Annotated in this window: 21 protein-coding genes; 2 read left to right on the top strand and 19 right to left on the bottom strand. The window is 62.8% G+C overall.

What is annotated here, in order from left to right; genetic code table 11:
• Positions 1 to 11: 11 nt before the first annotated feature.
• From QZ609_RS04320 to rfbB, 11 genes are all read right to left on the bottom strand, one after another.
• Positions 12 to 1,028, bottom strand: coding sequence for a hypothetical protein (locus QZ609_RS04320; protein ID WP_295491545.1), 1,017 nt, complete (start codon positions 1,026 to 1,028; stop codon positions 12 to 14).
• Positions 1,025 to 1,585 carry a serine acetyltransferase gene (locus QZ609_RS04315; RefSeq protein ID WP_295491542.1) on the bottom strand — a complete coding sequence of 187 codons (561 nt, stop codon included), beginning with the start codon at positions 1,583 to 1,585 and terminating at the stop codon, positions 1,025 to 1,027. Before QZ609_RS04315 ends, QZ609_RS04320 begins: the two co-directional genes overlap by 4 nt.
• Complete coding sequence (locus QZ609_RS04310; RefSeq protein WP_295491627.1) at positions 1,582 to 2,724, bottom strand: NAD-dependent epimerase/dehydratase family protein; 1,143 nt, start codon at positions 2,722 to 2,724, stop codon at positions 1,582 to 1,584. The genes QZ609_RS04315 and QZ609_RS04310 overlap by 4 nt, the downstream gene beginning before the upstream one ends.
• A 64-nt stretch (positions 2,725 to 2,788) precedes the next feature.
• On the bottom strand, positions 2,789 to 4,009 hold the full coding sequence (locus QZ609_RS04305) for a glycosyl transferase (protein WP_295491539.1): 1,221 nt from the start codon (positions 4,007 to 4,009) through the stop codon (positions 2,789 to 2,791).
• Positions 4,010 to 4,038: 29 nt separating this feature from the next.
• Entirely contained in the window at positions 4,039 to 5,217 is a 1,179-nt protein-coding gene (locus QZ609_RS04300; RefSeq protein WP_295491537.1) for an O-antigen polymerase, read from the bottom strand.
• On the bottom strand, positions 5,207 to 6,484 hold the full coding sequence (locus QZ609_RS04295) for a flippase (protein ID WP_295491534.1): 1,278 nt from the start codon (positions 6,482 to 6,484) through the stop codon (positions 5,207 to 5,209). The genes QZ609_RS04300 and QZ609_RS04295 overlap by 11 nt, the downstream gene beginning before the upstream one ends.
• 188 nt (positions 6,485 to 6,672) lie before the next feature.
• On the bottom strand, positions 6,673 to 7,716 hold the full coding sequence (locus QZ609_RS04290) for a hypothetical protein (RefSeq protein WP_295491532.1): 1,044 nt from the start codon (positions 7,714 to 7,716) through the stop codon (positions 6,673 to 6,675).
• Between the two features lie 167 nt (positions 7,717 to 7,883).
• Entirely contained in the window at positions 7,884 to 8,435 is a 552-nt protein-coding gene (gene rfbC / locus QZ609_RS04285) for a dTDP-4-dehydrorhamnose 3,5-epimerase (RefSeq protein ID WP_295491528.1), read from the bottom strand.
• 15 nt (positions 8,436 to 8,450) lie between these two features.
• Positions 8,451 to 9,329, bottom strand: a complete 879-nt coding sequence (rfbA, locus tag QZ609_RS04280) for a glucose-1-phosphate thymidylyltransferase RfbA (protein WP_295491525.1) — start codon at positions 9,327 to 9,329, stop codon at positions 8,451 to 8,453.
• A gap of 12 nt (positions 9,330 to 9,341) precedes the next feature.
• Positions 9,342 to 10,256, bottom strand: a complete 915-nt coding sequence (gene rfbD, locus QZ609_RS04275; RefSeq protein ID WP_295491522.1) for a dTDP-4-dehydrorhamnose reductase — start codon at positions 10,254 to 10,256, stop codon at positions 9,342 to 9,344.
• Positions 10,246 to 11,310, bottom strand: coding sequence for a dTDP-glucose 4,6-dehydratase (gene rfbB / locus QZ609_RS04270; protein WP_295491520.1), 1,065 nt, complete (start codon positions 11,308 to 11,310; stop codon positions 10,246 to 10,248). The genes rfbD and rfbB overlap by 11 nt, the downstream gene beginning before the upstream one ends.
• A 212-nt stretch (positions 11,311 to 11,522) precedes the next feature.
• Between rfbB and QZ609_RS04265 the strand changes: the two genes are divergently transcribed.
• The gene (locus tag QZ609_RS04265) at positions 11,523 to 12,374 is read left to right on the top strand and encodes a symmetrical bis(5'-nucleosyl)-tetraphosphatase (RefSeq protein ID WP_295491518.1); all 852 of its coding nucleotides are present in this window, start codon (positions 11,523 to 11,525) and stop codon (positions 12,372 to 12,374) included.
• Positions 12,375 to 12,384: 10 nt separating this feature from the next.
• On the opposite strand, the gene QZ609_RS04260 is transcribed toward QZ609_RS04265, so the two are convergent.
• From QZ609_RS04260 to QZ609_RS04230, 7 genes are all read right to left on the bottom strand, one after another.
• Positions 12,385 to 13,197: a 1-acyl-sn-glycerol-3-phosphate acyltransferase gene (locus tag QZ609_RS04260; protein WP_295491515.1), complete on the bottom strand. Its 813-nt coding sequence runs from the start codon at positions 13,195 to 13,197 to the stop codon at positions 12,385 to 12,387.
• Positions 13,184 to 14,461, bottom strand: a complete 1,278-nt coding sequence (locus tag QZ609_RS04255; RefSeq protein WP_295491513.1) for a dihydroorotase — start codon at positions 14,459 to 14,461, stop codon at positions 13,184 to 13,186. The genes QZ609_RS04260 and QZ609_RS04255 overlap by 14 nt, the downstream gene beginning before the upstream one ends.
• A gap of 8 nt (positions 14,462 to 14,469) precedes the next feature.
• On the bottom strand, positions 14,470 to 15,441 hold the full coding sequence (locus tag QZ609_RS04250; RefSeq protein ID WP_295491511.1) for an aspartate carbamoyltransferase catalytic subunit: 972 nt from the start codon (positions 15,439 to 15,441) through the stop codon (positions 14,470 to 14,472).
• A gap of 54 nt (positions 15,442 to 15,495) precedes the next feature.
• On the bottom strand, positions 15,496 to 16,014 hold the full coding sequence (gene pyrR, locus QZ609_RS04245; RefSeq protein WP_295491508.1) for a bifunctional pyr operon transcriptional regulator/uracil phosphoribosyltransferase PyrR: 519 nt from the start codon (positions 16,012 to 16,014) through the stop codon (positions 15,496 to 15,498).
• Entirely contained in the window at positions 16,011 to 16,445 is a 435-nt protein-coding gene (gene ruvX, locus QZ609_RS04240) for a Holliday junction resolvase RuvX (RefSeq protein ID WP_295491505.1), read from the bottom strand. Before ruvX ends, pyrR begins: the two co-directional genes overlap by 4 nt.
• Positions 16,438 to 17,010, bottom strand: a complete 573-nt coding sequence (locus tag QZ609_RS04235; RefSeq protein WP_295491503.1) for a YqgE/AlgH family protein — start codon at positions 17,008 to 17,010, stop codon at positions 16,438 to 16,440. The genes ruvX and QZ609_RS04235 overlap by 8 nt, the downstream gene beginning before the upstream one ends.
• A gap of 82 nt (positions 17,011 to 17,092) precedes the next feature.
• Positions 17,093 to 17,845 carry a 16S rRNA pseudouridine(516) synthase gene (locus QZ609_RS04230; RefSeq protein WP_295491501.1) on the bottom strand — a complete coding sequence of 251 codons (753 nt, stop codon included), beginning with the start codon at positions 17,843 to 17,845 and terminating at the stop codon, positions 17,093 to 17,095.
• A 123-nt stretch (positions 17,846 to 17,968) separates the two neighbouring features.
• Here QZ609_RS04230 and QZ609_RS04225 point away from each other — a divergent pair, with 123 nt between their 5' ends.
• On the top strand, positions 17,969 to 18,637 hold the full coding sequence (locus QZ609_RS04225; protein ID WP_295491498.1) for a hypothetical protein: 669 nt from the start codon (positions 17,969 to 17,971) through the stop codon (positions 18,635 to 18,637).
• Positions 18,638 to 18,716: 79 nt separating this feature from the next.
• Here the strand turns inward: QZ609_RS04225 and QZ609_RS04220 are convergent.
• Positions 18,717 to 20,305: response regulator (locus tag QZ609_RS04220; protein WP_295491496.1), on the bottom strand; the 1,589-nt coding region annotated here is incomplete at its 5' end.

The raw sequence follows: 20,305 nt of genomic DNA, 5'->3' as shown, positions 1-20,305 counted from the left end.
GGCCAGGATATCTATTCGACGACGCAGGCGGGAACCGAGAAGACCTCTCGAATCCATCCATCCAGGGAATACCGCTCGTACAGATCCTCCGGAAGCTCGACATACGGCACCCCGAGGAAGCCGGGATCGATGACGGGATCACCCCGATCAATGACCAGAATATTCTCCGGCCTGAAGAACTCGTAGCCGCGCACCAGCGGATTGGTCGTGATCAGCTTCTTGCGGGCACCCAGCATCTCGATCGTGCGCATCGTCAGACCCGTTTGGCCAGGGTGCTGGATATCCAGGATGGCGCGAGACTGCGCGATCATCTGAAGCACATCGGCCTTCTTCAGCGGCTCGAACGCGAAATCGGAGGGTCTGCTGCCCCAGAATGCGCGAGAAAACACGCGATTGGCCCAGTAGATCAGCTTGTGCGGCACGAACATGTAGAACTTCGTGCGGGCCCCGCTCTGCTCGATCAACGCCTTGACCTTCTTGATCAAGGTAAACCGGTCGCTATGCACCGTGCCGACGAAACACAAGTCATAGGCTGACGGCGGATGCGGGAGATTCCGGTACTCGTTCAGGAAGAACAAAGGGCGCAGCTTGAGGCAGGCGTCCGCTTTGGCGTCTTCCGTATCGAATGTGAACAGCCTGTCGAAATAGCTGGCCGCACCCTCGAAGTTCCGATTATTGCGGACGGAATCCCAGGAATAGTAGATGAAACGAGCGCGCGCCAGCTTCTGCCTCAGTTTGGCCAGGATATCCAGCGGCATGCACTCCAGCTTGATGATGAAGACGAAATCAAAGTCATCCTGGGCATGCGCCAGAATTGACTCGAAATAGCCGCGGATCTGCCGCTCAACCAGCGTCGGGAACAACCGGATGGCAACTTTCATGGAGGCCTTCGCTGAAGGCCGGTCGTCGTGATATTCGACGATGGCCCCGAGCTGCTGCAGGCGCGTTGTGATCTCCCGCTCGTAGCCAAAGGTGCGCGGCCCGATGAACAGGATTCGCTTGCCCATGAAGTAGTGATCAAGCTTCATTCGATCACCTGTTCGGCGCGATCGGCGTAGACGATCTTTGCTGGAATACCGATCGCCAGGGCGCCGTCCGGCACATCGCTGATGACAACGGCGTTGGCGCCGATACGGGCACCGGTACCGATGCGCACGCCACCAAGAATCTTGGCACCCGCCCCGATGACAACGTCATCCTCAACCCGTGGGCGCGACTCCGGCACGAATGACATGTCCAACTCTTTCGCCCCGAGTGTCACTCCCTGGAAGATCGTGACGTTCCGACCAATGCGCGCCGCCCCGATCACAGTGCCCGAGGTATGAGGCAGAAACAGACCGGCCCCAATCTCGATTCGCGGCGAGGCTTCAATGCCGAACAACACAAGATTGACGAGCGCAACCAGCTTGGCCAGCACGCCAAGCCGACAACGCGCCAACCACGCTGCCAACCGGATCAGAACGGCAGGACACAGCCGCGGATTCAGCAACGCCAGCGGCACTGCAAGGACCGATGCAGGGCCCGGCGTCCCGCTTAGTGCACGCATTCGCTCGATGTCGGAGCGCACCAATCGAAACATGGTCATGCCATCAACTTGCGACGACGCAGTTCTTCATTCGCCTGATCGAGCCGGTCAGCCGGCAACGGCTGAGTGCGCACCCAGGCGACGAAGCGATCCAGGCCCGCGTCAATATCGACCTGCGGCTGGTAGCCGAGCGCCTCGCCGATCCGGGTAATGTCGGCATAACAGTGGCGGATGTCGCCCACGCGATACTCCGCCGTCACATGCGGCGCGATCGTGCCGCCCAGCTTGTGCATCAGCTTGGTCGCAATCTCCATGACCGAAACGGGCTTGCCGAGTCCGACGTTGAAGACATCGAACATCCCCACATCGGTCTTCAACGCAGCCGCGACCGCACGTGCCACATCAGTCACGTGCACGAAATCCCGGCTTTCCAGGCCGTCCTCAAAGATCGGCAGCGACTTGCCCTGACGAATACGGGTGGAAAAGATCGACAGGATGCCAGTATAGGGATTGTTGAGTGACTGCCCTTCGCCGTAGACGTTCTGGAAGCGCAAGGCCACGCTCGGGATACCCAGGGCCTGCGCCCCGATCCGGATCAACTCCTCCTGCGCAAACTTGGTCGCGGCGTAGATGGACGCGGGATTGATGCGCGCACTTTCGCTCGTCGCGACCGGCTGCATCGGCGCTGCGCATATGGGGCACGCAGGCTCCCAGCGATGCGCCGCCAATGCCTCGCGTGTGCGCGGGTCTGGGTAGCGGACAGTTTCCGGCGAACACGCGGGGCATGTGAATGCACCCTCCCCGTAAACCGAGCGGCTGGACGCCAGGATGATCTTCTTCACGCTCGGACTCGCTGCCTGCTGGAGCACCTCCAGCAACACAGCGGTGGCCTGCGTGTTGACGAAGTTGTAGTGCGCGATCTGGTACATCGACTGCCCAGTCCCTGTCTCGGCGGCAAGATGGACAATCGCATCCGCCCCTGCGATGGCTCGCTCCAGGTCCGCGCGGGAGACCACATCCCCTCGCATCACCTCGACCCGATCAGATGCCAGGACCGGATGGTCGACCACAGGCAAAGGACCATGAATCTGCGGGCTGAGATTATCGAACAGCCTGACGCGGTGCCCAGTAGCCACCAACTCGGTTGCAAGGTTCAGGCCGATAAAGCCGAGGCCGCCGGTGATCAGTATGGTTTCCATCTTCAATTTAGTTTGCTCTGAGATGCTTGTCGCTCAAAACAACGGAGCAACGGTTTGGCAATGATTAATCGATACGGCCAAACATGTCAGTCTGATTGCGCAGCGACGAGATGTGGCTGAGATAACGCATGAGCATATAGTAGCGATTCGGCCCGAGCACCCTAAGCGCCACGCGCAGCAACACATGAATGATTTTGATCGAACCGCGGAATCGATCAACGTCATGGAACGTGTGACGTTTGGCGGCCGCATTCCCCCGCACCAGCAAGCGCTTGCGCTTAGCGAACGCCATCACCTTGCCGGCCGGATCAAACGGATCTGCGACATCGGCAAATTGCGCTTTCAAGCCAGCATAAAAGCGCCGCAGCGCGGGGGTGATGTACGTACCATCGGAAAAATAATCGAACCCATATTTGCGTCCGACAAAATCATCCGAACCCTCTTTTTGGAGCTCCGCCGCATACTCCGTGGCAAGCTCCTGGAAATCCGGCCGGGAACCCGGTGCAAACCGACTCTGCTTGTAGGCAATCACGTCCGGACGCTTTGCATCGAACGAGCTGAAATGGATGAAGCGCAAGAGCACCTTGTCATTCACCCGCCAGGCCCCATCGCGTTGCGCAAGCGTGCGCTCGTGCAGGTTCCAGAACGCGACGTTGAGGCCGGGATCATGAAGAATCTGGAGTGCGGGGAAGAACGCCGGCGCCAAGTCCACCCATTTCTGATCGACGGCCAAACCAAGCTGAGGCTCATAGAAGCCAAAGGCCAGGCAGCGGTCGGACCACCACTTCGCGAAGGCGATACCCTCCTCGCAGCGCGACACGCCAACAAAGCCCAGGTTGAACGCGCCAAATCGCAGGAGATCCACATCGTCGGGCTTGTTACCGTCGATCACCGGCAGGTTGGTGTGCGGGGTTACCACGACCGACGCCGTCTGCAAAGCACTGAAGACAGGCTCCAGCGGCGCGTAGATCTTGATGTCCGGGTCGATATACAAGGCAACGTCGTAGCGACTCAACAAGTACAGAAGGGAGGCCGGCTTGACGTTCGTGCTCAACTCGATCACATCGAATGCAAACGCGTGCTGCCGAAAATTCTCGACGCCCAAGTCCTCTACCCAGATCACGGTCAGGCCCGGGCGATCTATCACGAGATCGTCTGCCTTACGGTCAACGAGGACAATGTAGAACGCGTGATCCGGATGATGTCGGCGATAGGATTCAAACAGAACCAACGCCTTGGGAAGGTAGTTGATTGCGCAAATGGTGAACGCTGCGGAATTTTGCATAAGCTTGTTCGTTCGAATAATCTCTGTGTTCAATTAGCTGTCCACATCGCTCGCTTGTCCGGCACACGAAATGCGCGCTGGCAGAGCCAATACAGCACGGGTGGAAGCCACAACAAAATCCAGAAGCCCGGCGAGGAGAAATACGAATCCTCAAAAATCGACATACATAGCGGGTAAAGAGAGACCGCGTAGAAATACCAAGCAACGGGGTTCTCGCTGGACAGATTCCACTTGTATAAGAGCTGATGAAACAGGCCGATCCCAAAAAATCCGGCAAGCACACCGAGCAGCGACCCATCGTGATACAAGGGGAACAATGCTGTATAGGTGTTGCAAGTCATGGGAACGCTGACAAATGGCATCAGCGGCGGCCTCAACGGGATGTTCACGCCGAAGCCATGCAGAAGACCGCGTACGCTGTTGGGCAGCAACGCGCCACCCGGAATCTCCTGCAAGCCGGTCTGGATGTAATTATCCAGGCAGGCCACGCTGCTCAACAAATAGATCTGGGCATTCCAAATCACCTGCCTCAGCACGCCTCCGCCCGAGGTTCCCTTGCCTAGCAAGACAGCCACGAGAAAAAACAGCGCCATGAATCCCACCGCCGCGCTCAGCACGCCGCGCAGCGTCACAATACGCTGCCGATAAAGCAAGGCCGTCACCGCGACGAACAGCATCAGCATGTAGAGGCGCCCTGTCGTCAGCAACGCTGACAACAGGCCAATCATCAGAACAAACAGCAACTCCCAGCGGGACAGCGAACGTGCGTGGGCAACGAAGTAGATGCACACGCCCACGCCAAAGAAGAACACCCGCAACAGGCTGAAGATGTTCCGCGGCCCGACAAAGTCAAAAACAATCGCCTGCCGAATGCCCGGCAGTGTCACCGCGCCGCCCAGTTGCGCGCGTAGGATCAGGTACACCTTCGCGAGCACGAGCACCCCGGTGATCCCATACAAAACCACAAACCAGTGGAAAGCCCGACGCACGAACGGATCACGCCGATCCGGTGTCGAACCCGGCGCCCCATTCTCCAGGATTGGCAAGCTGGCACCCAGCGTCGAGCCCGCCACAAAGCCCAGGACGGCGCACGCAATCGCCGACCAGGTCAGGACGGAATATTGGCCGAAGACGTCTCCGGCAAGCAGTTGCCCTGCGATCTGAGTGCTCCACAACAGCAGGAAGACGAGTCTCGGATCAAACAGCATCAAGCGTCGCCCTACGATAGAGATAGAACAGACCCAAGCAGTCCAAGAAAGCACGCAGCGTCCACGCGACCGCAGCGCCCTCCAACCCCATCAGATAGACACAACCGACCAACAGCGGCAGGTAGATCACGAGCTCCGCGCTATGCAGGATGCCGACGGGCCGGGCCACCTTCATGGAATGCAGCGCGGTGTAAGGCATGTACGCAACCCCGTTGACGACGACGCCCACCGATAGGATAAGCACGACCCAGATTGAGCGCGCAGCAAAACCGGGCGCAAGGAAATGGTTCATCAATGGGTAGGCGATCACACAGCACAGGAGCGCCAAGCCACCCATGACAAGGAACGTGATCGTCAATCCCTGCCGGAAGAGCGCGTGGGACTTGGCCGGATCCTGCTGGTGGTCACGCGCCATGCGGGGCAGCAGCGTGGAGCCGATGGCACCAGGGAGGATCAGCAAGCGCACGAGAAACTCGAACGGTACCGTATAGAAAGCCACCACTGCTGCGCCAAGCAAATGGGAAATCACAAATCGGTCCGCATTCACCAGTAAGGGGCTGATCAGGTTGCTCAACGCCATCCAGACCCCGAACGACAGAAGTTTGCGCGTGGCGCCCGCCTCACGCGGCAACACCGGGAGGCGATGGTACGGCAGGCGTCCGACGAAGTACCAGAACAGCACCATTGAAGCGAATCTGGAAATGATCAACCAGATCGTCACAGCGACCAGCGACGGCCCGCTCAATAGCACACCGAAGACGGGGAACGCAAAGATTGAGACGCCCAGAAAGATTCTGGCGACATTGCTCGCCAAGAAACGCTCATACCCTTCCACCACGCCCCGCAGGCCCGCACTGACCGTGGCCAACGGGATGCCGATGGCTGCGATCAATAGGCTGACAAAGGTCTCCTTCTGCAAGGACGCGGATACGTTGAGGATGGAATATCCGAGAGGATGTGCGCTTGCCACCAGAAGGAGCGCGCCCAGTACCCCAGTGGCAAATGTGAACTTGATCCCTGAGCGGACCAACCCCGGAATCTGCGCCTCGTGCCCCTCCCCAAGACTCGCTGAGACCTGCTGGGTCAGCGCTCTGCCAAGACCGAAATCAAACAGGCTGAAGTATCCAATGATGGCCCACAGCAGCGTCAGAATCCCAAAGCGCTCCACCCCCAGCCGACTCATCAACCACGGAATCGTGGCCGCACCGATCAATAGCGGTAACCCCGCGCCCGCGAGATTCCAAATGGTATTCCTGCTAAGAGACATCCGTGATAAACATCCGCATCAAATTGCAGCGACTGGGCGCAGAATCGTTGGGAATTGCTGGAGCCTCCATCTGCCGGTCTTGGCTCCATGCTTCTTTCCGCTCTCAACAACGGACTTGGCATGGTGATTCCCTACACGGCAAAACCCATAGGTTGCCGAGCCACATGTCCAGTCGCTCGAGCTACCGCTCAATCGGCACCGCGCTGACGCTGGAATTGGTCCCGACCCAACACGTAAATAACGGCAATCAACAACGAGGCCAAACCAACCGCCGCTGCCAGCATCAGACGCCGTGGCCCGGAAGGGCTATCGGGGGTCGTCGCACGAATCACCCGAATCTCGTCGCGCGCCGTCGCCCGCAGCACGTCAATACGGCGGTCAATACGATCGACCATCGCCTCCCAGTACGCCTGGTCCTGCAAGGCATCAACCGCTGACACCACGTTGCCAACCGGGACACCCGCATTCTTGAACTGCATGTCGTCGGCCAGAGCCCGTTGGATTCCGGCCAGCCGCTCCTGCAAGCGAACGATTTCGTTCTGGTCCAAGGTTTGTCGCGCCAGGTCGTTTTGATTCTGCAGGGTCGTTGGCTGCAACAATCCCATCGAAAGCGTCGTCTCCGCCTGGACACCAGCCATGCCGATCACACCAACACGCGTCGAGGTCGAGACAAACTGCAGCGCGGACTTGATGTCCGGCCGCTCCATTTTCGCCCGCGCCTCCGCGACGCTCTTCACGGCCCGCTCGCGCCTCGATTGCAACGCGTAGATTGCCTTCGACGCATCTGTGAGATGCAAGCCGACGAGCAGATCAATCATTCCGTCGCCATAGGCGTTGGCGAGGTTCTTTGCCATCTCGGGATCTTTATCTGTCACCCGCACATCAACAAAGTTGTCCTGCAAATTGGCGACGAGCTGAACCTCGGACTCCAGTTCGCGGCGCGCCATCACTGGCGATACGCCGCCGAAATGACGGGTAAGGTCGAATTTTTCGACGATCGAACGCGTCAGACCGTTCTCCCGCAACGCCCACATATAGAGTTGTGCGGAGGGCGACGGAGCGATCTTGAGCACTGCGGTGTACTGATTCGGCACCAGTTGCAACACCCCCGCCGCAACCACCGCCGCCAGCAAAGGCACGGCCACCAACAAGCGCTTGTGTTTGGCGAGTACGCGGCCGAATGTCCGCCATTCGCTCAATGCCCGTGCGGATGCAGGGTCAACTTTATCCATTCCCATAGCAACGAATTTATCTACTCAATTTCCCTTGGCGTATTGGCACCCGTGCTTCATTGAATTCCGAGGGCAAAATACGAAGTGAAGGATCACCAAACGCTCGACAAACGGATCGAAGCAAACAATGGAGCAGTCGCGCCCGCGCCTCGTCCACTGAGGCGTGCTCAGTCGAAGGTGTCCGCTGCGGCCAGCGTTGCCGCAGCGGCATCCTTTGCCGCCAGGATTGGCGTGCCATTGAGCGGCCAGGTGATGCCGATTTCGGGGTCATTCCACAGCAGGCTACGTTCGTGCTCGGGGAACCAATAGTCGGTGGTCTTGTAGAGGAACTCTGCGCTTTCAGAAGTCACCACGAAGCCGTGAGCGAACCCTTCCGGCACCCACAGTTGGCGCTTGTTTTCCGCAGACAGCTCAACGCCGACCCACTTGCCGAAATTGGGTGAGCTGCGACGCATATCCACCGCCACGTCAAAAACCGCCCCCGAAACCACGCGCACCAGCTTGCCCTGGGGCCGCTGAATCTGATAGTGGAGCCCTCGCAGAACATTGCGTGCTGAGCGAGAATGGTTGTCCTGAACGAAAGTTCGGTTCAGGCCGGTAGCCTCATCAAAGGCACGAGCGTTGAAGCTCTCGAAAAAAAAGCCGCGGTCATCACCGAACACCTTGGGTTCCAGAATCAGAACTTCCGGAAGCGAGGTAGGGATAGCTTTAAGATTCATTGTTGACGTCTTTGTCTATCTGATGGATTCCGACACCACGCGCTGCAGGTATCTGCCATAGGCATTCTTTGAAAGCGGTTTGGCGAGTTCCGCCACGCTGTCTGCGCTGATCCAGCCGCTTCGGTAGGCAATCTCCTCAGGGCAGGCCACCATCAATCCTTGTCGGTTTTGCAGTGTCGCAATGAAGCTGGCCGCCTCGAGCAGGGATTCGTGCGTGCCGGTGTCCAGCCAGGCGTATCCGCGCCCCATGATCTCGACGTTGAGCTGCGCCAACTCGAGATAGCGCTTGTTCACGTCCGTGATTTCCAGTTCACCGCGTGCGGACGGCCGGATGTCGGCAGCAATGTCGCAGACCTGCCTATCGTAGAAGTACAGACCCGTGACAGCGTAATTGGAACGCGGTTTGGCAGGCTTTTCTTCCAGAGAAAGCGCGCGGAAGTCACCGTCGAACTCAACCACGCCGTAGCGTTCTGGATCATGCACGTGGTAAGCGAACACCGTGGCACCGTCGTCCTGATTGCTGGCGCGGTGCAGTTGTGCCACGAGATCATGGCCGTGGAAGATGTTGTCGCCCAGGATCAGCGTCGACGGATCATTGCCGACGAAGTCACGACCAATGATGAAGGCCTGCGCCAAGCCATCCGGCGAAGGCTGCACCGCGTACTGAAGGTTGAGGCCCCACTTGCTGCCATCACCCAGCATCTCGGCAAAGCGCGGCGTGTCTTCCGGGGTGGAGATCACCAAGATGTCGCGAATCCCGGCCAGCATCAGCGTGGACAGCGGGTAGTAGATCATCGGCTTGTCATAGACAGGCAGCAGTTGCTTCGAGACCGACCGGGTAATCGGATACAGCCGCGTGCCGGAGCCACCGGCAAGAATGATGCCTTTACGCATAATCAGGGAATCTCAAAGAATCTGGTCGAGCAGGAAACGCACACCCTGGCGCCAGTCCGGAAGGTGAACATCAAACGTCTCGCGCAGCTTGGTCGTATCGAGGCGCGAGTTGGCGGGCCGCGGTGCCGGCAGTGGATATTCGGTCGCGGGGATGGCAGTGATTGTCTCCGGGTCAACCTTAAGCGCTACGCCACAGACTGCGGCATAGCGTAGCACCTCGGTGGCGTAGCCATGCCAGGTGGTTTCGCCAGCAGCGGCGAGGTGATAGACGCCGCCAGGAAAGGCCGAACGGTCTGCCGACAACCAGTAGCGGGCAATAATTTGCGCAGTGACGTCGGCGATCAATGCTGCCGTAGTTGGTGCGCCAAACTGGTCCGCGATCACACGCAGGCTGTCACGCTCGCGACCCAGTTTCAGCATGGTCTTGGCGAAATTGCCACCATGAGCCCCTGCCACCCAGCACGTGCGCAACACCAGCGCTGTCGCACCCGAAGCGGCGATGGCCTGCTCACCCGCGAGCTTGCTCTTGCCATAGATGGACTGCGGATTGGTCGCATCTGCCTCGGCGTAGGCACCAGCCTTAGTGCCGTCGAATACGTAATCGGTGCTGTAGTGAACCATCAGGCTCCCAAGCGCACGCGCCTCTTCGGCCAGCACACCTGCGGCAGCGCAGTTGACGGCAAAAGCAGTCTCGACATCACTTTCAGCTTTGTCCACCGCAGTGTAAGCAGCCGGATTGACGATGACATCCGGGCAATGCTCGCGAACCACCCGGCGCAATGCGTCGGGCTGAGACAGGTCACAGCCGGCACGATCCAGTGCAATCACCTCGCCGAGCGGAGCCAAGCTACGACGGAGCTCGAAACCGACTTGGCCATTGCTCCCGGTAACAAGGAGCTTCGGCACGGCACGCGCCTTACGCTGCATATTGCTTTGCCACCCAGTTCCGATACTCACCTGACATCACGTCCTGCACCCACGCCTGGTTGTCCAAATACCATTGCACCGTCTTGCGCAGCCCAGTTTCGAACGTTTCAGCCGGCTTCCAGCCAAGCTCGCGCTCGAGCTTGCGGGCGTCGATGGCATAGCGTCGATCATGCCCGGGCCGATCCTTCACGAAGGTAATCTGGTCACGGTATGACCCGGTTGTCTTTGGCTTGAGCTGATCCAGCAAGTCACACAGCGTATGCACGACCTCCAGATTGGTCTCCTCATTCCAGCCGCCGACGTTGTATGTCTCACCCAAACGCCCCCCTGCCAGCACCTCGCGGATGGCGGCGCAGTGGTCACCCACGTACAGCCAGTCGCGCACGTTCTGCCCATCGCCGTAGACCGGCAGCGGCTTGCCGCCGAGCGCGTTGGCGATCATCAGAGGAATTAGCTTTTCCGGGAAGTGGTACGGCCCATAGTTGTTGGAGCAGTTGGTCGTCACGACCGGCAGGCCATACGTATGGTGATATGCGCGCACCAGATGGTCCGATGCAGCCTTCGACGCCGAGTACGGGCTGTTGGGCGCGTAGGGCGTCGTCTCGGAGAACTGCGGGTCGGTCGGCCCGAGCGAGCCGAACACCTCGTCAGTCGAGACATGCAGGAAGCGGAAAGCGGCCTTGGGCTCTTCGTCGAGTTCGCTCCAGTACGCACGCACCGCTTCAAGCAGGGTGAACGTGCCGACAATATTGGTCTGGATGAACTCGCCCGGGCCGTGGATCGAGCGATCCACGTGGCTCTCGGCGGCAAAGTGGACCACGGCACGCGGCTTGAACTTGGCGAACAGGTTATCCAAGGCGGCGCGATCACAGATATCCGTCTGGGAGAACACATGGCGCGGATCGTTCTCGACCGATGCCAGGGTCTTACGATTGCCGGCATAGGTCAATTTGTCGACGTTGACGATGCCATCGGCACTGGGATTCGCCAGCCAGTTCAGGACGAAATTGCCGCCAATAAAGCCGGCACCGCCGGTGACGAGAATATGGGACAAACTCTATGCTCCTTGTCGCGAGCCAACGCCCGCGCATGGATCCGCTCTGAGCCCCCTTGGGTGGCGGCGGAATTGTTAAGTACGGTGAGAAGTGGCGTATTCTATCCGACCCCGGGGTATGCCCTGCCAATAGGCCCCATCTTTTTGTAGCGCGTTGTAACAACTGAGGCGCGTGCGTCTCAACCAGCCACGACGTGCGCCGCCCGCCTCACATGACCGTCGCCTCAACCGTCCCCCACGCCATCGGCGACCTCCAAGGCTGCTGCTCCCCCCTCCAGACCCTCCTGGCCGCCTTGCCCGCCGACACCCCTCTGCGCTTCGTCGGCGACATGGTCAACCGCGGCCCGGATTCGCTTGGCACACTGCGCCGCGTCATCGCATTGTGCGAGGAAGGGCGCGCACGCACGGTGCTGGGCAACCATGACATCCACCTGCTGGCCGTGGCCGCGGGTGTGCGCAAGCCTGGCAAGCGCGACACCCTCGCCGACGTCCTGGCCGCACCCGACCGCGACGCACTCATCGACTGGCTGCGCCACCAGCCGCTGGCCATCTTCGAAAACGGCTTCCTGATGGTGCATGCCGGCGTGCTGCCGCAATGGACGACGGGCGACGTGCTGGAACTGGCCGGCGCCGTGGAGCGCGAACTGCGCAGCCCCCACTGGAAGACTTTCCTGGCCGACGCCTTCGGCAACCACCCCGCCAAGTGGAGCAACGATCTCACCGGTATGGACCGCCTGCGTCTGACCATCAACGCCCTGACGCGCCTGCGCTTCTGCACGCCCGATGGCGCGATGGAGTTCGAGACCAAGGACGCCGATGGCGCCCCGGATGGCCACATACCTTGGTTCGACGCGCCAGGGCGCCGTACGCGCGGCACGCCGATCGCATTCGGCCACTGGTCGACGAAAGGGTTGGTGATGCGAGACGATCTGCTCGGCCTGGACACCGGCTGCGTGTGGGGCGGCAAGCTGACGGCGGCGCGCATGACGCTGGCGCCGGCCGGCCGCGAGGTGGTGCAGGTGGCGTGCGAGCAGGTGCAGGACCCGCTCGCGCACAAGACGTAGCGGGCGCCGGCTACCCGGCCCGCTCCATCAGCATGGCCACCGCCTGGCGGCTGTGCTCGGCCAGCGCGCGGCGGTCCATCTCCGGCGCCACGGACGGGCCCACAAACACCTCCACGGTCAGCGGCGGCCCATTCAGGATCGCGTTGACTGAATCGAGCAGCGACAGATCGTCGATATAGGCGGGAATGCTCGTGAGCTCGCCGGTGGCAGCGATGCGGTAGCGCAGCGCCAGCGGGCGGATCGGCGCGGCGGCTGTCACCGGGGCCTGGAACATATTGGCGTGGAACGGCAGCAGCTGCATGCCACTGGAGGTCGTCCCCTCCGGAAACACGCAGATCGCCTCACCGCTGCGCAGCGCGTCAGCGATGACGTGCATGATGCGGTGCGCATCGCGCTTGCGGCCACGCTCGACGAACAGCACGCCAGTCTGCGCACATAGCCAGCCGATCACCGGCCACTGGCGGATCTCCGACTTGGCGACGAAGCGCGGCGGGTGCCAGGCATTGAAGGCGTAGATATCGAGCCACGACACGTGGTTCGACACCAGCATGGAGCCGGCCAGGTCAGCCGGGCCCACCGGCTCGCCATGCACCACCAGCGAGACGCGGAACAACGCCAGCAGCTTGCGCGACCAGCGCTGGATCAGCGCCTGCTTGGCGCGCGGCCGCACCCACCAGAACAGCAGTGCGCAGGTGGCAATACCTTCGGCCAGATGCACCAGCAGGCGCAGCTTGCGCAGCACGTGCTTGCGTTGCGGTTGAGATGGCGACTGCGCGCCCATCTCGGCCGGCGCGCCTTGCGCGCGCTGGTCAATGCCCGTCATAGGCGAGGTGGCCGGCGACCAGCGTGGCGCGCACGCGGCCGGCCAGCTCGAAGCCCAGGTACGGCGAGTTCTTGCCCTGGCTGCGCAGGCTGCGCGGCTCCAGCTTCCACGTTGCGTTCGGATCGAACACGCACACGTCGGCCAGTGCGCCCACTTCCAGTGAGCCGGCGTGCAAGCCCAGCACGCGTGCCGGTTCGCTGGTGATGCGGGCCAGCGCCTTTGGCAGCTCGACCTTGTGCTCGGTAGCCCAGCGCAGCGTCAGCGGCAGCAGCGTCTCCAGGCCGGTGGCACCGGGCGAAGCCTCGGCAAACGGCAGCAGCTTCTCGTCGTCGTCCACCGGCGTGTGGTCGGAGCAGATCGCGTCGATGGTGCCATCGATGAGCGCGCGCACGATGCCGTCGCGGTCGCGGCCGGCACGCAGCGGCGGCACGAAGCGCATCTGCGAGTTGAAGTAGCCGATGTCGACGTCGGTCAGCGAGATGTGGTGGACGTTCACGTCGCAGGTGACCGGCAGGCCCTCGGCCTTGGCGCGGCGCACCAGCTCCAGCCCGGCAGCCGACGACAGGCGGCACAGATGCACGCGCGCGCCGGTGCTGCGAATCAGTTCGAAAATCGTGTGCAAGCGCACCGTTTCGGAAATGACGGGCACGCCCGAGAGGCCCAGGCGCGAGGCCAGCGGGCCGCTTGCCGCCACGCCGCCCTTGCCCAGGAACGGGTCTTCCGGACGCAGCCAGACGGTAAAGCCGAAGGTCTGCGCGTATTGCAGCGCGCGCATCAGCACCTGTGTGTCGGTCATCGGCGCATCGGCCTGCGAGAAGCCGACGCAGCCCGATTCGGTCAGCTCGGCCATCTCGGTCAACACCGCGCCCTTGAGGCCGACGGTGAGCGCGCCGAGCGGATACACGTGCGCCTGGTTCAGGTTGCGCGCGCGGAACTTGAGCATCTCGACCAGGCCGGGCTCATCCAGCACCGGGTCGGTATCCGGCGGGCACACCAGCGAGGTCACGCCGCCGGCCATCGCCGCGGCCATTTCTGATTCGAGCGTCGCCTTGTATTCGAAGCCCGGCTCGCGCAGGCGGGCGGAGAGGTCGATCAGCCCCGGGCACACGATCAGGCCAGTCGCGTCGACGGTCTTGTTGGCGTTGAAATCCGCCGGCGCGTGGCCGACACCGACCACCTTGCCCGCAGCGATATACAGATCCTGTTGCGCGTCGATGCCGTTGGCCGGGTCGATCAGGCGGCCGCCTTTGATATGCAGTTTCATCGATCTTCTTAGTCGTTGTTGCCAGCCACGATGCCCATCACGGCCATGCGTACCGCGATGCCGAAGGTCACCTGGTTCAGGATCACCGATTGCACGCCGTCAGCCACGGCGGAGTCGATCTCCACGCCGCGGTTCATCGGGCCCGGGTGCATGACGATGGCGTCCGGCTTGGCTAGCGCCAAGCGCTCCTGCGTCAGGCCGTACGCCTTGAAGTACTCCTGCGCGGACGGCAGCAGCGCGCCGCTCATGCGCTCGTTCTGCAGGCGCAGCATGATGACCACGTCCACGCCCTTGAGGCCGTCTTCCATGTTGTGGAAGACGCGCACGCCCATGTGCTCCAGGCCGGTCGGCAGCAGCGTGCGCGGGCCGATCGCGCGCACCTCGGCGCAGCCCAGCGTGGTCAGCGCATGGATGTCGGAGCGTGCCACCCGCGAGTGCAGGATGTCGCCGACGATCGCCACCGTCAGGTTGGAGAAATCCTTCTTGTAGTGGCGGATGGTGTACATGTCGAGCAGCCCCTGCGTGGGGTGCGCATGCCGGCCATCGCCCGCGTTGATCACGTGCACGTGCGGCGCGACGTGCTCGGCAATCAGGTACGGCGCGCCCGAGCTGGCATGCCGCACGACAAACATGTCGGCCTGCATCGCCGACAGGTTGTTGATCGTATCCAGCAGCGATTCGCCCTTGCTGGTGGACGACGCGTTGATGTTCAGGTTGATCACGTCCGCCGACAGCCGCTTGGCCGCGATCTCGAACGTAGTGCGCGTGCGCGTGGAGTTCTCGAAGAACAGGTTGAACACGCTCTTGCCGCGCAGCAGCGGCACCTTCTTCACCTCGCGGTCGGAATCCGATACGGAGACGAACTGCTGCGCGGTGTCCAGCACGTGCGTGAGGATGTCGCGCGACAGCCCCTCGATCGACAGCAGGTGCTTGAGCTCGCCGTTTTTCGTGAGCTGCGGGTTGGCGAAAGTCTTGGTCATGACAGACGTGGGCGAACGGAAGCGATCAAAACAAAAGCGGTGCGGCGCACAGGGTCAGGCACCCTTGGGCTCGCGCGTGAAGGTGAAGCGGGCCGATGCGCCCTCGCCCGCCTGGCTCAGCACGAGCGACTCGTCGGCCGGCAAGGTGATGCGCTCGCCGATGTAGTCGGGCGCAACAGGCAACTGGCGCTCGCCGCGGTCGACCAGCACGGCCAGCTCCACCGCGGCCGGGCGGCCGTAGTCGAACAGCTCGTTGATGGCCGCGCGGATGGTGCGGCCACTGGCCAGCACGTCGTCCACCAGGAGGATGCGGCTGTCTGCCACGTCAAACGGCAGCGTGGTCGGCTGGGCCTGGGCGTGCAGGCCTTTCTTGGCGTAGTCGTCGCGGTGCATCGACACGTTGACGACGCCGTATTCCGGCAGGCCGAGGTCGTGCGCCAGGCGCTTGGCGATCCAGGCGCCGCCGCTGACGATTCCGGCCACCGACCACGTGTGGCCACCGGCCATCCGCGTGCGCAGTTGCGCGACGAGGCTCTGGTAAAGCGCCTCGGCATCGATCTGTTGCGATGTCATGCGTGTGACTCGTCGAAGTATTGTTGGAGGATGATGCAGGCAGCCTCGGCGTCGAGCACGTCATCGGTGGCGCCGGCGTCCTGCGCGGCGATCGACGAATAGCGCTCGTCGACCCAGGTGACAGGCAGGCCGTAGCGGCCGTGCAACTGATTGCCGAAGCGTTTGGCGAGCTTGATCATCGGCTGCTCTTCCCCATCGGGGTGCACAGGCATGCCGACCACGAAGCCGACCGGCTGCCATTCGCTCACCAGCCGCGTGATCTGCGCAAAACGGAAGTCGACCGAACGGTTGGGGATGGTCTCCAGCGCCCGCGCCGAGCGCGTGATGGAGTTGCCCAGCGCCACACCGATGCGCTTTTCGCCGTAATCGAAAGCCAGCAGGGTGCCTTCTGCGGGCACGGAGGCGATCGCCGGACGTGCCGGCTCAGGCATGCCCTGCCTCGCCCGACAGCATGGCGGGACTGATGCCGAGCAGGTTCAGCGCGGCGGCAAAGCGCCCCTCGGCGGGCACGTTGAAGATGATGTCGGGATCGGCCTGGACGGTCAGCCAGCCATTGCGGCTGATTTCTTCTTCCAGCTGGCCGGCGCTCCAGCCGGCGTACCCGAGAGTCAGGATGAAACGCTGCGGCCCGCCACCGTGGGCAACGGCCTCCAGCACATCCTTGGAAGTGGTCATTTCCAGCCCGCCCGGCACCGCCAGCGACGACGAATACGCACCCATCGCGTCATGCAGCACGAAGCCGCGCTCGGTCTGCACCGGGCCGCCGTAATACACGGGTTGTTCTGCGAGGGGGTGGATTTCGAGCTTGAGATCGATCTTGTCGAACAGCGTCGCCAAGTCGATATCGATGGGCCGGTTGATGACGAGGCCGAGCGCGCCGCGCTCGTTGTGCTCGCACAGGTACACCACCGTGCCCGAAAACGTGGAATCCGCCATGCCGGGCATAGCGATCAGGAACTGATTCGTGAGATTGATGTGTGCGTCCGGCGAGGCCATGCGGTTAGTTTACCAAAAGCCCCCGGCAGGTGGCCCTTTCATTTGGAGGAGTCGCCACCTTCGTGGGGCTTTTTGTGGTGGCTTAAGCACCCGACCCGGCGATGTGTACCGGTGTGGTATTCAGCGCTTCCAGGTCGGCGGCCTCCAGCCAGCGCCACTCGCCCGGGGCCAGATCTTCGCCCAGCGACAGGCCGCCGATGGCGCTGCGGTGCAGCCCCGCCACGTGATTGCCTGCCGCGGCGACCATGCGTTTCACCTGATGGTATTTGCCCTGCGTGAGGGCCATGCGCAGATGGTGCGTGTCCACGCGCTCGGCCCAGGCCGCGGCAACGTTTTCATTCTCGTCGGCCAGCAGCACACCGGCGCACAACTGGGCGATCTGCGCGTCGGTCACGGGTTCGGCGGTGGTGATCTCGTACACCTTGGGCACCTGGTGGCGCGGGCTGGTGAGCGTATGGACGAACTGGCCGTCGTCAGTCAGCAGCAGCAAGCCGGTGGTGTCCTGGTCCAGGCGGCCGACGCATTGCACGCCGCGCTCGCGCAGCGGCACCGGCAGCAGCGAATACACGCTCGGATGGTGCTTCGGCTTCTGCGAGCACTCCACGCCATCCGGCTTGTTGAGCATCACGTAGGCGCGCGCGTAGTAGGTCCAGCGGTCGCCATCCACGTCCAAGACCAGGCCGGCGGTGTCGACCTGGGCGTCCGGGTCTTCCATCTCCACGCCGTCGATGAACACCAGCCCCGCCAGCACGAGGTCCTTGCAATAGCGGCGCGTGCCGAAACCCTGGGATTGCAGGATGCGGTACAGCGGAAGACGGGCGGAAGCAGCAGTCATGACAGCAACAAGATAGAAGATTGAAGAAACCGGGCGGATTGTATGCCCTCCGATCAAAGCCATGGCAATCGGCTGCGGGGGCCACCATACTGCAAGGCTTGTGATCTCACGGTCGGTTGCCCTATGCGCCCCACTTTCCTGATCCGTCTTGCCGCCGCCTGCCTCGCCATGGCACCGCTGCTCGCCAGCGCTGACGACAGCGCCAAGCCGTGTGCCGCACCCGATACCGGCTACACCATCGAGCGCAGCGTGCGCGGCCCGATCGGCAAGCCCGACGCGGTCGATGCCTGCATCGACGTGCTCAGCGCCAAGACCGACCCGGACGCCGGGCGCCGCCTGCGCATCTACACCGGCGACAAGCTGGCGCTGGCCAGCGACGACATCATCCTGTGCAAGCAATGCGGCGGCGTGTACGGCGACCCGTTCGAGACGCTGGAGATCAAGCGCGGCTCGTTGATTGCCGGCAACTACGGCGGCTCGCGCGACAAATGGGGCGACAAGTGGGTGCTCACGCAGCGTGAGGGCCGCTGGATCGTCGCCGGGTGGGACATCCTCTCCGCCGACACCATGACCGGCATGACGCAGACGCAAAGCGTGAACGCCCTCTCCGGCGAGATCCGCAACGACTACATCCCGCCGCAAGAGCCCGAACCCGGTGATACGCACAGCAAGCGCCCCTCGCACCGCGCCTGCACGCTGCCCGCCGAATGGCGCTCGCCGCCCGTCGAGCAGATCGGCAAGCTGCGCGAGCGCAACTGGGAGTGCGGCGCCAAGCTGGCCAGGCCGAATTGATCGCCTGACGCAGGCGCCCCCCGAAAACACGACGGGCCGGTATCGCACCGGCCCGTCGTGTTTTCTGCGGTTGGCGCGATCAGCCGGCGTTGGCTGCCGGCGCGCGTGCGCCGATCAGGTTGCGCAGGTGCTGCAGCAGCTCCTCTTCGTTGTACGGCTTGCCGAGGTAGACGTTCACGCCGATGTCCGCGGCGTAGCGGCGGTGCTTGTCCGCCGTACGCGAGGTGATCATGATGATCGGCGTGGCGCCGATGCGCTCGTCGGCGCGCACGTTGCGCGTGAGGTCGAAGCCGTCCATGTGCGGCATCTCGATGTCGACCAGCATGGCGTCCGGCGTGACTTCCTGCAGCTGACGCAGGGCGTCCACACCGTCGCGCGCAAGCACGACCTGGTAGCCCGAACGCGTGAGCAGGCGCTGCGTGACCTTGCGCACCGTGAGCGAATCGTCGACCACCATGATGATCGGCTGCGTGGCCAGGCCCGGCACGGCATCGGTGCTGCCGTTGCGTTGCAGCTCGGCCACCGCGCCGGTGGTCTCCTGAGCGTTCTGCGGCAGGCCCAGGGCGGCCGCTTCGCGCTCGAAGCGCTGCGTGAGCACCACCGGGTTGTAGATCAGCACGATCTCGCCGTCGCCCAGCGTGGTCGCGCCGGCAATGCCTTCCAGGCGCGCGAGGTGCGGGCCGATGTGCTTGACCACCACTTCGCGGTTGCCGATCACTTCGTCCACGTGCACGGCGGCGCGCTCGGCGCCGTTGCGCACCACCACGGCCGGCGAATACTTGCGCCCGCCGGCGACGACCTTGCCCTCCTCCAGCAGCGCGCCGAAGTAGTGGAACGGCACCGGGCCGGCCGGTAACTGCAGCTGGGCCGCGTTGTAGGCTTCCGCCAGCGACTGCGGACGCAGCTGCTGCACGTGGTCGATCATGCCCGACGGGATCGCATACACACGCTCGCTCACACGCACCAGCAGCACCTGCGTAATTGCGGTGGTCAGCGGCAGGTGGATGGTGAAGCGCGTGCCGACATCCGGCGTGGTCTGCAGCGAGATACGGCCACCAAGGGCCACGGTCTCGGCACGCACCACGTCCATGCCCACGCCACGGCCGGCCAGCTCCGACACCTGCTCGGCGGTGGAGAAGCCCGGCGTGAAGATCATCTCGGTCAGGCGCGCGTCGCTCGCCTCTTCGTCCGGGGCCAGCAGCTGGCGCTCCAGCGCGCGGGCGCGGATGCGCTCGAGGTTCAGGCCGGCACCATCGTCGACGAAGTGCAGCACGACCTCGTTGCCTTCCTGCTGCACTTCGAGCGTCAGCTCGCCGGCGGGCGACTTGCCCTTGGCGCGGCGCTCGTCGGCCAGCTCAATGCCGTGCGCGACCGAGTTGCGGATCATGTGCTCGAGCGGGCCGCCCATGCGGTCCAGCACGCTGCGGTCCAGTTCCACCGTACCGCCCTTGATGAACAGGCGGACTTCCTTGCCGGTCTCGGACGCGGCCTGGCGAGCCACGCGGTACAGACGATCAGCCACGGTGTCGAACTGCACCATGCGCGCACGCATCAGGCTGCGCTGCAAGCCACGCGTGAGGCGCGCCTGCGTTTCCAGATCGAGCGAAGCCTGGTCGAAACCGCGGAACAAGTTCTGCTGCACCGTCGCCACGTCGTTGACGGACTCGG

It is taken from the genome of uncultured Ralstonia sp. (assembly GCA_913056305.1).
In the GTDB taxonomy this organism is placed as follows: Bacteria; Pseudomonadota; Gammaproteobacteria; order Burkholderiales; family Burkholderiaceae; genus Ralstonia.
This window is presented reverse-complemented; position numbering and strand designations above follow the sequence as displayed.

What these genes read in the sequence shown, in the direction of transcription:
- QZ609_RS04300 (WP_295491537.1), bottom strand. Translation starts at nt 5,217, where the DNA reads ATGCTGTTTGATCCGAGACTCGTCTTCCTGCTGTTGTGGAGCACTCAG.
- pyrR (WP_295491508.1), bottom strand. Translation starts at nt 16,014, where the DNA reads ATGACATCGCAACAGATCGATGCCGAGGCGCTTTACCAGAGCCTCGTC.
- QZ609_RS04260 (WP_295491515.1), bottom strand. Translation starts at nt 13,197, where the DNA reads ATGACGGGCATTGACCAGCGCGCGCAAGGCGCGCCGGCCGAGATGGGC.
- QZ609_RS04295 (WP_295491534.1), bottom strand. Translation starts at nt 6,484, where the DNA reads ATGTCTCTTAGCAGGAATACCATTTGGAATCTCGCGGGCGCGGGGTTA.
- QZ609_RS04310 (WP_295491627.1), bottom strand. Translation starts at nt 2,724, where the DNA reads ATGGAAACCATACTGATCACCGGCGGCCTCGGCTTTATCGGCCTGAAC.
- QZ609_RS04315 (WP_295491542.1), bottom strand. Translation starts at nt 1,585, where the DNA reads ATGACCATGTTTCGATTGGTGCGCTCCGACATCGAGCGAATGCGTGCA.
- QZ609_RS04320 (WP_295491545.1), bottom strand. Translation starts at nt 1,028, where the DNA reads ATGAAGCTTGATCACTACTTCATGGGCAAGCGAATCCTGTTCATCGGG.
- rfbA (WP_295491525.1), bottom strand. Translation starts at nt 9,329, where the DNA reads ATGCGTAAAGGCATCATTCTTGCCGGTGGCTCCGGCACGCGGCTGTAT.
- QZ609_RS04230 (WP_295491501.1), bottom strand. Translation starts at nt 17,845, where the DNA reads ATGACTGCTGCTTCCGCCCGTCTTCCGCTGTACCGCATCCTGCAATCC.
- ruvX (WP_295491505.1), bottom strand. Translation starts at nt 16,445, where the DNA reads ATGCCTGAGCCGGCACGTCCGGCGATCGCCTCCGTGCCCGCAGAAGGC.
- QZ609_RS04265 (WP_295491518.1), top strand. Translation starts at nt 11,523, where the DNA reads ATGACCGTCGCCTCAACCGTCCCCCACGCCATCGGCGACCTCCAAGGC.
- rfbD (WP_295491522.1), bottom strand. Translation starts at nt 10,256, where the DNA reads ATGCAGCGTAAGGCGCGTGCCGTGCCGAAGCTCCTTGTTACCGGGAGC.
- QZ609_RS04305 (WP_295491539.1), bottom strand. Translation starts at nt 4,009, where the DNA reads ATGCAAAATTCCGCAGCGTTCACCATTTGCGCAATCAACTACCTTCCC.
- QZ609_RS04225 (WP_295491498.1), top strand. Translation starts at nt 17,969, where the DNA reads ATGCGCCCCACTTTCCTGATCCGTCTTGCCGCCGCCTGCCTCGCCATG.
- QZ609_RS04290 (WP_295491532.1), bottom strand. Translation starts at nt 7,716, where the DNA reads ATGGATAAAGTTGACCCTGCATCCGCACGGGCATTGAGCGAATGGCGG.
- rfbC (WP_295491528.1), bottom strand. Translation starts at nt 8,435, where the DNA reads ATGAATCTTAAAGCTATCCCTACCTCGCTTCCGGAAGTTCTGATTCTG.
- QZ609_RS04250 (WP_295491511.1), bottom strand. Translation starts at nt 15,441, where the DNA reads ATGACCAAGACTTTCGCCAACCCGCAGCTCACGAAAAACGGCGAGCTC.
- QZ609_RS04255 (WP_295491513.1), bottom strand. Translation starts at nt 14,461, where the DNA reads ATGAAACTGCATATCAAAGGCGGCCGCCTGATCGACCCGGCCAACGGC.
- QZ609_RS04235 (WP_295491503.1), bottom strand. Translation starts at nt 17,010, where the DNA reads ATGGCCTCGCCGGACGCACACATCAATCTCACGAATCAGTTCCTGATC.